The organism is Paenibacillus sp. FSL E2-0177, assembly GCF_037992975.1.
Lineage (GTDB): Bacteria > Bacillota > Bacilli > Paenibacillales > Paenibacillaceae > Paenibacillus_AQ > Paenibacillus_AQ odorifer.
The window spans coordinates 1,514,275-1,527,630 of sequence record NZ_CP150307.1; the positions used below are offsets into that span (position 1 = coordinate 1,514,275).

The 13,356-nt window shown below is 44.0% G+C and carries 13 protein-coding genes; 9 read left to right on the forward strand and 4 right to left on the reverse strand.

The genetic code is table 11. The features are described from left to right. Positions 1-72: 72 nt before the first annotated feature. Complete coding sequence (locus MHI25_RS06790; RefSeq protein ID WP_340395148.1) at positions 73-3,171, reverse strand: ATP-binding protein; 3,099 nt, start codon at positions 3,169-3,171, stop codon at positions 73-75. Between the two features lie 103 nt (positions 3,172-3,274). On the opposite strand from MHI25_RS06790, the gene MHI25_RS06795 reads away from it, so the two are divergent. From MHI25_RS06795 to MHI25_RS06810, 4 genes are all read left to right on the forward strand, one after another. After that, the gene (locus MHI25_RS06795; protein WP_076125482.1) at positions 3,275-3,856 is read left to right on the forward strand and encodes an RNA polymerase sigma factor; all 582 of its coding nucleotides are present in this window, start codon (positions 3,275-3,277) and stop codon (positions 3,854-3,856) included. Continuing rightward, entirely contained in the window at positions 3,853-4,305 is a 453-nt protein-coding gene (locus MHI25_RS06800) for a zf-HC2 domain-containing protein (protein ID WP_038569222.1), read from the forward strand. The genes MHI25_RS06795 and MHI25_RS06800 overlap by 4 nt, the downstream gene beginning before the upstream one ends. Positions 4,306-4,380: 75 nt before the next feature. Further along, entirely contained in the window at positions 4,381-4,878 is a 498-nt protein-coding gene (locus MHI25_RS06805; protein WP_076125480.1) for a hypothetical protein, read from the forward strand. 17 nt (positions 4,879-4,895) lie between these two features. After that, positions 4,896-5,987: a DUF5668 domain-containing protein gene (locus MHI25_RS06810; RefSeq protein ID WP_076125478.1), complete on the forward strand. Its 1,092-nt coding sequence runs from the start codon at positions 4,896-4,898 to the stop codon at positions 5,985-5,987. Between the two features lie 76 nt (positions 5,988-6,063). Here MHI25_RS06810 and MHI25_RS06815 read toward each other — a convergent pair whose 3' ends face one another. Then, positions 6,064-7,044, reverse strand: a complete 981-nt coding sequence (locus MHI25_RS06815; RefSeq protein ID WP_339189970.1) for an aldo/keto reductase — start codon at positions 7,042-7,044, stop codon at positions 6,064-6,066. Between the two features lie 226 nt (positions 7,045-7,270). On the opposite strand from MHI25_RS06815, the gene leuB reads away from it, so the two are divergent. From leuB to MHI25_RS06840, 5 genes are all read left to right on the forward strand, one after another. Next, complete coding sequence (leuB, locus tag MHI25_RS06820; RefSeq protein WP_036680106.1) at positions 7,271-8,353, forward strand: 3-isopropylmalate dehydrogenase; 1,083 nt, start codon at positions 7,271-7,273, stop codon at positions 8,351-8,353. A 181-nt stretch (positions 8,354-8,534) separates the two neighbouring features. Next, positions 8,535-9,074 carry a peroxiredoxin gene (locus MHI25_RS06825; RefSeq protein ID WP_036680102.1) on the forward strand — a complete coding sequence of 180 codons (540 nt, stop codon included), beginning with the start codon at positions 8,535-8,537 and terminating at the stop codon, positions 9,072-9,074. A 225-nt stretch (positions 9,075-9,299) separates the two neighbouring features. Continuing rightward, positions 9,300-9,707 (forward strand): hypothetical protein, encoded by a 408-nt coding sequence (locus MHI25_RS06830; RefSeq protein ID WP_036680100.1) that lies wholly within the window; start codon positions 9,300-9,302, stop codon positions 9,705-9,707. A 391-nt stretch (positions 9,708-10,098) separates the two neighbouring features. Beyond that, positions 10,099-11,202, forward strand: coding sequence for an ATP-binding protein (locus MHI25_RS06835; protein ID WP_076125474.1), 1,104 nt, complete (start codon positions 10,099-10,101; stop codon positions 11,200-11,202). Between the two features lie 38 nt (positions 11,203-11,240). Beyond that, entirely contained in the window at positions 11,241-12,815 is a 1,575-nt protein-coding gene (locus MHI25_RS06840) for a leucyl aminopeptidase (RefSeq protein ID WP_340395149.1), read from the forward strand. A gap of 98 nt (positions 12,816-12,913) precedes the next feature. On the opposite strand, the gene MHI25_RS06845 is transcribed toward MHI25_RS06840, so the two are convergent. After that, on the reverse strand, positions 12,914-13,060 hold the full coding sequence (locus tag MHI25_RS06845) for a hypothetical protein (RefSeq protein ID WP_172628785.1): 147 nt from the start codon (positions 13,058-13,060) through the stop codon (positions 12,914-12,916). Positions 13,061-13,163: 103 nt separating this feature from the next. Then, positions 13,164-13,343 carry a FeoB-associated Cys-rich membrane protein gene (locus MHI25_RS06850; protein ID WP_038569228.1) on the reverse strand — a complete coding sequence of 60 codons (180 nt, stop codon included), beginning with the start codon at positions 13,341-13,343 and terminating at the stop codon, positions 13,164-13,166. Positions 13,344-13,356: the final 13 nt, after the last annotated feature.

Below are 13,356 nucleotides of genomic sequence, written 5' to 3' on the forward strand. Positions count from 1 at the left end.
ACTCAGATATAGTATTTTAGCCAAAATACGTCGAATCCTTACTTGATATTTCGGTTCACAATAGTTTGTCTGTTAATCAGAAAGTTTTCGAAGCGGATTTTTTTTGTCAGAAGGAATAATAAAACTCACAGAAGTTCCTTTCCCTTCGGAGCTTTTAATCTGCAGCCCTTTTCCGTAGACCCGCAACAGCCGTTTATGTGTATTTAAAAATCCGATTCCTCTTGCATCATTAGACGGATTGCTGAGCAACTGCTGGAGTTGTTCGTTTTTCATGCCTTGGCCATTGTCTGATATCGTGATTTCAATATCGCCAGCTTGTTCCTTGATGGTTATGGACACCGTTCCTCCTTGGGAGCGACTCAAAATACCGTGCCGGACAGCATTTTCAACCAGTGGCTGTATAGTCAGGGGCGGCAGCTGAAAATGCAAGCTTTCCTCATAATCCCAAAGAATGGTCATCCTATCTTCAAAGCGCTCCTTTTCTATGTAGAGGTAGGCATGAACAAGCTCAAGCTCTCGTTCAATCGGTATCATAGGCTCAGCATTCAGGAAATTGAAGCTTAAACGCAAATAAGAGCTGAAGGCATCCACAAGGTGACTCATTCTATTAATATCAAAAGAAGCCAGCGCGGATATTGAATTTAATGTGTTGAACAAGAAATGTGGTTGTATTTGCGCTTGAAGATAGGCAGCTTCCACACGAAGCCGTTCGTTTACGGACTGTTTTAGATCTGTTAAGGAGCGTACACGGGCCTTCAGCTCTATTGCATTCATAGGCTTCATTACATAGTCATTTGCACCTGAAATAAAACCGGTATAAATATCTTCCGCTTGGCCTCGTGCCGTCAGAAGCAGAATGGGAAGCTCAGCAATGGTGTAACGTTCACGAATTCTATGCGCCAGCTCATACCCGGACATTTGTGGCATCATTACATCTGTAATAATTAAATCCCACTGAACGGTATCCAGCAATAGTAAAGCATCGTTTCCGCTGGTCACCGTAACGATTTCATAGTCCTTGATGGAAAGTACGTTGGTAAGTATTTTTAGATTAACCGGATCATCATCTACAGCCAGAAGCTTTGGTCTCCTTCCATGGGCTGATGAAACGATACCCGGTGCGGTTAATTTGGATAAAGTGATCATAGATGGCGTGTCTGAGAATTCAGTCATAGAGGGCAGTTCTGAACTCAATACCCGGTTGGTTGAATCGTATAATGGCATTGTGAATGTAAAGGTAGTACCTTCTCCAAGTGTGGAGACTACACTTATTTTCCCGCCGTGAAGTTCAACTAACTGCTTGCTGGTGCTTAATCCAAGCCCGATGCCACCGCTAACTTCGTTCATGCTGGAATCGCCCTGTTCATAGGGCTGGAAAGCTCTGAGCAACGTCTCCTCGTTCATGCCAAGACCCGTATCCGTAATATGAATCTGCGCCGATTTTTTATGAATATCTGCATGGATTCTTATCGTGCCTACAGTCGTATATTTAACAGCATTTTGAAGCAGATTGAACAAGATCTGAATGAGTCTTTTTTCATCAGCCACAATAGAAGGGAATGAATCTGGTATTTCTGAGACTAAGGATAAAGATTTCCCTTCCGTTAAGAATTTGAACATATCAAGCACACCCACTGCGAAGGATTGGATCTTAAGTTCTCTGAGCTGCAATTGTATATTGCTTTCACGGAGCTGGGATTGATCCAGCAGATCGTCTACCAGAAGAGACATACGTCTTCCAACGGTAATGAGCAGTTTTAAATTCTCAGCATTTTGATGCGTTACAGTGTCACGCTCGCTGCCCAGGACAGTTTCGGCAATGTTAATGATACTGTACAGCGGATTTTTTAATTCATGTGAGGTGTTAGCCAAAAAAGCATCCTTTTGTGTAACACTTCTCTGCAGGCTGTGCGCCAGTTTTTCTGTCTCCTTAGTATTCCAGTGATATCGCTTAAATCCAAAAGTCGCAAAGCACAAAAAGGCGATAATTAGATCAAAAGGATAATAGGTAACGTTAACCCAGTTATAATTCTTGAACATTCCCCAAAGTGTGCTGTTAACGATGGCAAACATAGATAACAACAGGAAAATAGAGCCTTCGTAATTTTTAACAATAGATCTCAGAAAAAGAATTACGACACCTAATGCTAAAACTAATAAATTTATGCCGAAAATCAGTGTGTGAAATTCATAATAGTGAACAACGGGTCCAAATAATATGAACAGGATGTCTACTACGGACAGGATGGTTAGGATACGAATACTTTTTATTTTTAAATCCGTGAACAAAAGATGTTTGCTTGTCTGCAGGATAAAAATAAATACAGCAATATAAGAGATGTAAAATAGTTTGAAATTCCATTGATAGTTCAAGGGAAATACGTGCAATAGAAGCCTGTCATCATCTATGAGTACGGTAGTTATAGCGGATATTACCAGTAGAAAAAAATAGATCAACATCTTTTGCCGCAGCCCAATTATATATAAAATAACAGCATATACAGCGTGCAGTATTAGAACAACACATAATAGCAACTGTAGGCTAATAGAGAGCAGTCTTTCCTGTGTTAAAGCTTTTTCGCTGCCAAATACAATCGTTTTAGAAATTCCTCCCGTTTGGGAAAAGGAATAGTTGGCTACATGGATCACAATTTCAAGTTCACTTTTATCGGTTGTAAAGGATACTGAATAAGGCAGTATGTACGGAATATAGTGTTCTTTACTCTCAGCAGGAGTGCCAGAGCTGTCCAGCCGTTCACCGTTGATATACACTTCTGAAGAGGACCGAGCTCCGGAAATTAGAAGACTATAGGATTGCTTCTTATGATTATCTGTTAGGACACGTAGCCGATAGGAGCCGTAGCCATAAGCAGATTTATCGCTATCGCTAAGGGCATCTTTCCAGTTCCCCGGGACTTGTATATATTTTGCAGGAGCAGCAGTTACAGATTGTTCGTTGAATGAAGGAAGCAGCATACCCGGATAGAACTCCCACTGCCCACTTAAAATAAGGAGTTTGTCCTGATTCCATTGTTTATCCCGTAAATCCAACACACCATTGATCAGTGGTGGTTGTGTGGTGTGCGGAGAAATCTTTACCCATAGGATACGGAATCCAGTGAGTATAATAAGAAACAATGCGATAATTAAGAAGAGTTTTCTTTTAGTCATAGTAGTTAAACATTATTCGACAACAAACTATATATTCCTCTCTTCAGCCTATTTCAAAAAAACCAAAAAAATTTATGTATAGGTTGCAGGGGAGAACGATTGGTTGGCGTCTAACGTTATGAAGGTGAAGGAGGGGAGAAAGCTGGAAGAGGCAGAATGGATTGCTGCTGTGCTGAACGGTCAACATCAAGCCTTTGGGCATTTGGTGACACGTTACCAAGGCATGGTATACAGAGTATGCGTCAAAATCACAGGAGAAGCCGAATCGGCCAAAGATATGGCCCAGGAGGTTTTTATAAAAGCATATAAAGCGCTCCCCTCTTTCAGAGGACAATCCTCCTTCTCGACATGGCTGTATCGGATTGCCTACCGAACCTGTCTGGACTGGAAACGGGCCAACGATAGGGAGTGGAAGTACCGAAGTGCAGCTGATTACACAGAAAATGATTGGGTAACGTCTCAAACTCCGGAGCATGAGGTACTTGAGCAGGAAACATCAGCTGAATTAGGTGAGAATGTGAACAGTCTGGCGGAACCGTACCGGTCGGTCGTCCAGCTGTACTATTTTCAGCGGAATTCCTATCAAGAGATTGCAGAGCAAAAGGGAGTTTCCGTGAAAACAATCGAATCGCAGCTTTATCGAGCCAGACAGATGATGCGTAAACAAAGGGAGGAATGGCGATGAATTGTGCAATAGTGAAGGAATGGATGCCACATTATATAGACGGCCTACTGTCTCCAGAGATGGAGCTGAGTATCCGATTGCACATAGAGTCATGTCCTGATTGCGCAGAGTGGCTGGAGGAAGCCAAGGCAATGTCGGAGCTGTGGTCGGAAATGGATGCTGACAGAGAACAGTTGCAGGCGCAGATGGACTTCCCGGATCTCGCAGCAGATGTTATGACACATATTGAGCAGCTCGAAACAGGGCGCAGATCACGAGCGACTAAGGCAACCAATGTAAGACGTCGTTCTGCCCCAAAAACCTCATGGATTCATTATGGAGTGGCTGCTTGCCTCAGTTTGTTATTGTTGCAGTTTGGGGTATTTGAGAATTTGGCCTATGGCATTACCGAAATAAACGGCCATATGTCGAATTCAGTAACCCAGTGGTTTGGTGGCTTTGGGAGATAGTAATAAAATAATTGATCATCAATAGATGTTTAAATTGGCTAAAGTTTTGCTACCCAAATTTTAGGAGGATGTATTATGATTAAGAAGAGACGTTGGCTCACTTTTATGCTGGCTATGATACCTGGAGTAGGTCATTTGTACTTAGGCTTTAAAAAGCAGGGTTTACAGTTTATGATCGGGGCCTCCTTATGTATAATGTTTATTCCGTCCGAGCCCTTGATCTTCCCGTTTGCCCTGGCGGCGCTGTGGTTTTATCAGTTGTTTGATGCCCTGCAGAAGGCGGCTTGGATGAAAATAACGGCTGCTGAACACGAACGAATGATGTTTCATCCAGACAGCTTCGGAGCCCCTTGGACCATGGGTATGTCCTCTATGCCTGGATATCCACATGAAGAGATCAATCCAGCTTGGGTGGGAATCGGCTGTGTTGTTGCTGGGTTCCTTATGTTGGTAATCACAGCTTTCCCTACCCTTTGGGATATGCTGACTGAGATCAACATCGGCACGATCTTATTATCAGTGGGTCTGATTGCGTACGGACTGAAGATGTTAAGGAACAATACGAGAGCATAAGAAACGGGGATTTAACTATGGGGAGATGGAAAATAGGAAGTTTCACAGCAGCCTTGGGCTGCATTGCCCTTGGTGTCATTATCGTGATGGCTCAGTATGATATGATCAGCTATGAGGTGCTTGGTTTTTTATGGCCGGCGTTGTTGGTCTTATTCGGACTTGAGATGTTGATTAGACTTTTTATCAAATCCGATGTCAAAAGCCGTGTAAGCGGCTGGGCCATCCTGTTAATTATTGTGCTGATCGGAGCAAGTGGTGCTCAGACAGTAATGGCCGGAGGTTCACTCAGCAATCTGATCGGTAATACACATCTAACTCCGCTTAGTGGGAATGTGGAAGTGAAAGAGAATATTACGACGCTCAAAATCGTACTTCCAAGTGGAAAAGTAAAGGTTGAGGGTGTAGCTGGAAGCTCTTTGGATTATGAGGGAAGTTTACTGCTGCCTGGAAAATCGCAAAGTGATGCTGAAAGTGCATTAGAAAAGAAATGGAAGGTTAGTACTGAAGGAGATACACTGATTATGGAGCTTGATACCGATCATAATTGGTTCTCTAACATTCAGTTTGGATTCAATACCAAAAGTCCTTATTTAAATATAAGTGCACCCAATAACCTTGCTGTTGAGGTTGAGACAAGTGATGGCTCTATAGAAGCCTGGAATCTTAAGTCAGGTATAGAGGTTGAGACAAGTAATGGTGCATTAAATATTCATGATATTGTCGGCGAAGTGGATGCACATACCAGCAATGGGTCACTATCCGTACAGAATATCCAAGGTGAAGTTGAACTTGTGAGCTCTAATGGAGCCATAGTATTGGATAACATTGATGGGGCGTTGTCAGCCAAGAGCAGCAATGGCAAAATTACTATAAACTCAGCAGTGACCGGAAACTGGAAATGTACATCCAGTAACGGAAAGATTATAGTGGGCTTACCGGCCGTGTCGGATGCGAAGATTATTGCAGATACAAGTAATGGCTCGCTGAAGGGGAATGTACCCTGGGATCGGGACGGCGATAGCTATGGTACCGCTGTGCTTGGTAAAGCCACGTATACTGTGGATTTAAGCACGAGTAATGGAAGTGTGACCGTGGACACAGCTGAATAAGTATGAGTAAAAGGGAGCTGAGGCTTCAGCGAATGGATTCTGCTGAGGCCTCAGCTCCTTTTATGATAGAACTTACCTACCAAGCATAGGCTTTAGGGGCTTCACCGCCGGGTCCAGGGAATATTTCATCTAGTCGTTTAAGCACAGCTTCATCTAGTACAATCTCAAGACTGCGCAGCGCACTCTCGAATTGCTCCAGTGTGCGGGGGCCGATAATAGGAGCTGTTACAGCAGGATTAGCCAGTAGCCAAGCAAGAGCGACATTATCCTGTGGTTCTCCTAGCTCCATACATAAGCTGGAAAAAGCCTCAAGCTGGCTCTTGTGCTGCTCTACACGATCTGCATTTCCGCCACTTCGGCTGCCCTCTATTTTTTTGAGTGCATTTCTTCCGAGAAGACCTCCATCGAGTGGACTCCAAGGAATAATACCTAGCCCCAGATGGCGAGCGGCTGGCAAAACTTCAAGCTCAGGAAGCCGACAGGTCAGACTGTATTTATGCTGCTCTGAGACTAGTCCAAGAAAACCACGAGCCTTAGCTTCTTGTTGAGCTACGGCGATATCCCAGCCTGCGAAGTTACTGGAACCGACATAACCAATCTTGCCTTGATTCACAGCCAGCTCGAAAGCTCCCCAGAGCTCTTCCCAGGACGTACTGCGGTCTATATGATGCATCTGGTACAATTCAATATGATCGGTCTGAAGACGCTGCAGGGACCCTTCAAGATGGCGGCGAATGATATATGAGGATAATCCTTCTTCATCATTAGGACCATCAAGCTTATCATTCATGGCTCCATAAACTTTGGTGGCTAGTACAACCTTTTCCCGCCGCCCGCCGCCTTGTTTAAACCAGCGTCCGATAATGGTTTCAGTCAGGCCAGAATTTTCGCCCCAGCCGTAAATGTTAGCGGTATCAAAAAAATTAACACCTGCATCCAGTGCAGCGTCCATGATGCGGAAGGCTTCTTTTTCATCCGTCTGTGGGCCAAAATTCATCGTTCCCAGACATAGGCGACTGACCTTCATGCCGGATTTGCCAAGCTTTGTATAATGCACTTCGCATTCACTCCTTTGATAGATGACTTCATAGTAATTGTAAACATCTTCAGAACTAAGAGCAAATATGCTCAGCATTCACGGTAGTAGTCTGATTCTCACTGTTTATAGGCTATACCTATCAGCTCAATAGAATCTATATCTTTGTCCTTTACGACTGGGTATGATACAACAATATAAAGAAGAACTATGTCTGTTAGAGCAGAAAACTTGAGGAGTGACTGAGATGAGTGAAGTTAAAAAAATCGCCGTTATCGCAGGGGACGGTATTGGACCAGAAGTTGTAGCAGAAGCGGAAAAAGTATTGAAAGTAACAGAAGAAGTATTCGGTTATGCCTTTGAAACAGAGCATGCATTATTTGGCGGTATCGCTATAGACGAGAAGGGCACTCCGCTGCCGGAAGATACACTTGAAATCTGTCGTAGCGCAGATGCTGTGTTATTGGGTGCTGTTGGTGGACCGAAATGGGATAATAATCCAAAGGAACTTCGTCCTGAAACCGGACTGCTCGGAATTCGCAAAGCACTGGGGTTGTTCTCCAACCTGCGTCCAGCTGTCGTATTTGACTGTCTTAAGGATGCTTCGACTTTGAAGCCTGAAGTCCTGGAAGGCACAGATCTTATGGTAGTTCGCGAACTGACTGGCGGGATTTATTTCGGAGATAAATTGCGCCGTCAAGGAGAACATGGTGAAGAAGCTGTGGACACCTGTGTATATAACGTAATGGAAGTAGAACGAATTGTCCGCCAAGCTTTTGAAATTGCCGGCAAGCGCCGCAATAAACTGGCGAGTGTTGATAAAGCGAATGTACTTGAAACTTCACGTTTGTGGCGTGAGGTTGTGAATAAGATCGCTCCAGAATATCCGGAGGTAGAGGTAGAGCATGTACTGGTTGATAACTGCGCAATGCAGCTGCTGCGCCGTCCATCTAGCTTTGACGTTATCGTTACTGAGAACATGTTTGGTGATATCCTGAGCGACGAGGCTGCTATGCTGACAGGTTCTATCGGTATGCTTGCTTCGGCTTCGATGGGTGACGGCAACTATGGTCTCTACGAGCCCGTTCACGGCTCTGCTCCTGATATTGCCGGACAAGGGCTTGCGAACCCGATCGCAACAATCTTGTCGCTGGCCCTTATGTTCCGCTTAACCTTTGGTTATGAGGATGCTGCTGCTGCAATCGAAGCTGCAGTTGCTGCAGTATTGGATGCAGGGCACCGTACAAGTGATATCGCCGTGGATAAGAGCAAAGCGATCAGTACAACTGAAATGGGCGACCTGATTGTTGCAGCAATCCGCAAAGCCTAATCTTCTATTTATAATAATTATAAATAAATAATTGATCTAATCTTGACTTTGATTTTGTGCGATGATACCATTTGTTTAGTAGACAAGATATTATCGATTTCTGCAAATTTCAATATATTTCAGTATATTGAGAGATACAAATGGTACTTTTTCTTACATAATCAGAGGGAGGATTCTAGCAATGGCGGAACGTTTAGTAGGTAGACCGGCTCCCGATTTTACTATGGAAACCGTATCAGGTGATGGTAAGGATTTTGGTAAAGTAAGCTTGTCTGATTATCGTGGCAAATGGCTTGTATTCTTCTTCTATCCGCTTGATTTCACATTTGTATGTCCAACTGAAATCACAGCTCTCAGTGACGCAGCAGCACAGTTTGAAGCACTTGATACAGCGATTCTTGGCGCAAGCATCGATTCGATCCACAGCCACAAAGCTTGGATCAATACCCCTAAGGATTCTAATGGCCTGGGTCGTTTGAATTTCCCGCTTGCAGCTGATATTACGAAACAAGTCTCTAAAGACTATGGCATTCTGATTGAAGAAGAAGGTATCGCATTGCGTGGTTTGTTCATAATCGATCCTGAAGGCGAATTGAAATATCAAGTCGTTAACCACAATGATGTAGGCCGCAGCGTGGAAGAAACACTTCGTGTTCTGCAAGCCTTGCAATCTGGTGGTTTATGCCCAATGAACTGGAAGCCGGGAGATAAGAATCTGTAAATTTTAGACCGTTATCATAGTGATCCTTGATATTCTGATTTCTACCTCCTTGCAGAAAATTTTCTGTAAGGGGGTTTTTTGCTCCAAAAGATCTTGTATATCTAAATAGATTTGAAAATAGGCGCGAAAAGTTATATTATGTCCTCGAGTGGAGGAATCTCCATTGGGGTAATGTAATACAATAATAAACAATCAAAGGGTTATTTCTAAGGAGGGCGAACAAATATGAGCTTTTGCTGTGGAGCGAGTATGGTAGGAACAAAGGGGACCCTAAAACATTATCGCACGCAAGTCCATAATGTTCCCCTGCTTTTTTGTCCGGTATGTCATCGTGTGGAGGTTCACTACAAGGTCGAGAATGAATATGAGATCTTAGCGGAATATGCACATGGAGATGGTGTTACCGACGTGGACTTTCAGGACTATGTCATGGAAGACGAAACTGCAATATTCGAGAACGTCATTAACGTCGAGAGTGAAGATCCTCTAGCCGTTGTACGCAATCAAATCGATATGGCGCTTGACCTGCTAGCTGTAGCCAAACAGATTGAGGATACCAAGTGGGAACGGGAATTGAAAAAAAGGTTAGCTGTGATGAGTCAGCGCCGTCTACGCCTGCAACAAAAGGCATAAGTTTATTACTAATTTTTTGGGCATGCCCCATTTTTCCATGTAAGCCTCCGCAATCGCGGGGGCTTTTTAGCTTTTTATAATCCTTTTTAGCTTTTCGTGATCCTTTTTAGATTGTTTTAAATCATTTAGGCGAATAAATAGCGATAAATATAATTTGATGTGATGTTTCATATGTCTTTGGAATCATTTTATGAATTTTTTTACCATTCGACAGTTTCTCCGATTGCGTTGTCTAGTTCTCTTGGATATGATTGGAATATAATTGAACCGGTTGGAAAAAGTGCAACGATTACCGAATGTTCTGGCGGCTTCGTCATACACTCAAATACATAGTAATTTGATGTCGCTTAAGCGTCTTCGTCAAATGCAGTAAAAGGGGGAACTTCGTATCGTGATTAGCCAATATCAAGAAAGTCTTCTATTACCGGGAAGAACCTATCAAACTGGACCTGTGGATACTACATACGAGGATGTTCTAGAGAATATTGACAGCGGAATCATGCTTTTTGATGAAGAGGGAGTTATAAGTTTTGTAAATAAGCAAATGTACGGGATGCTTGAGCTTACCCGTCACTCTCTTGTGGGCTGCACATTTTCCCATCTGCTGTCTAATATTCGACTGAGCCGTTCCAAGAAAAAACAAGTACTGCAGAGCTACAGAGAGATGGTATACAAAGGAAAATCAAATTATGAGTTTCTAGACGAGTATGGCCGTTACTGGAAGGTTACTTTATGCTGCGGAGAGCAAATGAAAGGCTGTTATTTGTTCACTGTCAAGGAAATCTCGGATTATAAGTTAATCGAACAAACGGCTTACCAGAACGATAGCTTGGCTATGCTAGGCAAATTATCCGCATCTATTGCCCATGAAATCCGGAATCCGTTGACCGCGATCCGGGGATTTATTCAACTGCTTCATCCATACTTGCATCAACTGGGGAAAGAGGAATATGCCAAGATTATATTGGCCGAGATCGATCGTGCGAACGATATTATTCATGAATTTCTATCCTCCTCTAAGCCGTCAGTTCCGCAGGTGGGGATGATACCCGTGTCCGCATTGCTTAAGGAGGTTGTTCTCCTTACAGAGAGCGAAGCTTTAATGAAAGGCTGCCAGATCAATCTTCATCCTCTTCAAGAGGACATGGTGATTTCTGGCGATGTCAAACAGATGAAGCAAGTCGTGCTTAATATGATTAGAAATGCAATGGAGGCTGTAGCGGATCGAGAAGATGATTCGATGGGGAAAATCGAAGTTGGTGCCCGCAGAGAAGGCTCTGAGGTCCGTATTTTCATATCTGACAACGGTAAAGGAATGGATATTCGTACACTGGACAGGTTATTTAATCCTTTCTTTACTACCAAGGAGAATGGTACAGGATTGGGTCTTTCCGTAAGTGACCGCATCATCAAAAATCATGGCGGATGCATTTCTGTTAGCAGCAGAGTCAACGAGGGTACTCATTTTGTGATCTCTTTACCACTAATCCATTAGAATAAGTAATAAGAGGCTGATCCCTGCGGATAATACAGATGCGGAGATCAGCCTTTGCTTATGTTACAATGGGTGTTGGTTTTGGGAAACAAATGGAGGGAATCACAATGAATATAGATTACAACAGTGGTGTTGCCAACAATGTGCAGGGTGATGCCCTTATCCTTATTATTTCTGAGTCTGAGGTCGAAAATGGAGGCTTTTCCGAGGGCTGGGATGACAGAATTCGCCTATTGGGAAAGGCAGGTTTATTTAAAGGCAAGCTTAATCAGACTTATGTACTACCTGCTGAGAATTCATCTGGTTGTCCTGTTGTTATTTTGGTTGGCAGGGGGGACCAACTTCTCACGACTGAGGATCTAAGGCAAATGGGGGCTCAGACAGCCCGTGCAGCACTTCGTTTGAAGGCGCTCAAGCTGATATTTGAAGTGCCGGACAAATTACAGGAGCTTACCGTAGAGAAGGATGTGACTTCTATTGCTTATGCGCTGACGGAGGGGCTAATGCTTGGTTCCTATCGTCGGGCTACCTATAAGCAGGTGCAGTCTTTTTATACAGGCCCAACAGCAGTTGTTTTCACTATAAAAGAGAAATTAGAGGGTACTGCCGGGCGGGGTTGGACTCAAGGCATTCAGAAGGGGCTAGCTTTCGGTGAGGCCACGAATTTGGCGCGGAGCTTGACCAACATGCCTGGTAATCTATTGACCCCCTCAGACCTTGCTGTGGCCGCTATAGAGGTTGCTGAACGATATGGCTTTCCTTCTGAGGTGCTGGACGAACGGGAAATTGAGCAAAAAGGAATGGGCGGATTGCTCGCCGTCGGAAAAGGAAGTGTAAACCCTCCACGAATGATCGTCATCCGTTATCAGGGGACAGGGAATTGGGATAACGTAGTGGGGCTTGTAGGGAAGGGAGTTACCTTTGACACCGGCGGGATCTCCTTAAAAAGAGCACAAGGTATGGAAGAGCTGATTAGTGATATGGGAGGGGCAGCGGCTGTACTCGGAGTAATGGAGGCGCTTGGCCGCTTACGTCCACGAATGAATGTCGTTATGGTTATTCCATCTGCGGAGAATATGCCATCGGCCAATGCTTTTAAGCCTGGAGATGTTATTACCTCCATGAGCGGACGAACAATAGAAGTGTTGAATACCGACGCTGAAGGCAGAATTGTCCTGGGAGATGCGCTGACTTATGCTCGGGAATGGGGAGCGAAACGTATTATCGATGTAGCTACGCTGACAGGCGCTGTGTTGTCCACTTTGGGAGATATAGCAACAGGTGCTGTGACTAATGATGAAGCGTTTCTGGAGCGATTTCTGGCCGCTTCAAGCTATTCAGGGGAAAAGGTCTGGCAGCTTCCGGCATACCCGGAATTTCGTGAAATGCTAAAGAGCGAGGTTGCCGATATCCGTAACACTGCTGGAAGATATGGTGGAGCTACTACAGGCGGATTATTTGTAGGTGAGTTTGCTGAGGGCTTGCCATGGATTCATCTAGATATTGCTGGCACTGCATATGTATCTAAAGAACGTGGAGTTAATCCTAAGGGAGCAACAGGTGTCATGGTTCGTTCTATCATTCAGTGGCTGCTGAGCGAAAGCGAGATCTAAACATCCGGGGAGCTGTCCGTTCTAAACAACAAGGGGCGTTCCCTAAACCAGACTCTGGTTTAGGGAACACCCCTTTATTGAAATCCAAGAGCAGAAGCTTAAACAGTACCACTGGATTTTTTGGCCTTCGATTGGGAAGTGTAGGATTGAATGCCGTTCATAATTTTATCGCGAGTTCCCTTATTCTTCAGTAAATATACTGCTCCCAATGCGACTGTTGTAAATAATGTCTTTTTGGTATTCATAGGAATTACCTCCTTGGTATTGTCTGTAGTTGCTTATAACAAACATACCCGTTAGTTAAGGAGGCTAAACGATAAATCTCTATTTATTGCTCGTTTTACAAGCTTACTTCTTGTTGTTAACCGGTGTTGAACAACAAGAAAGAGGGGAATCCATCGATGCTGCCGAGCAGCTTTTTCCTTTATCACAGCCTGCACAAGCGCCCTGCTTCCCCTTTTGCACATGTCGATAGATGGTCCAGCCAGAATAACCGAAAATTAAGGCGACAATCACAACATTTATCATAATGGTACCCCAC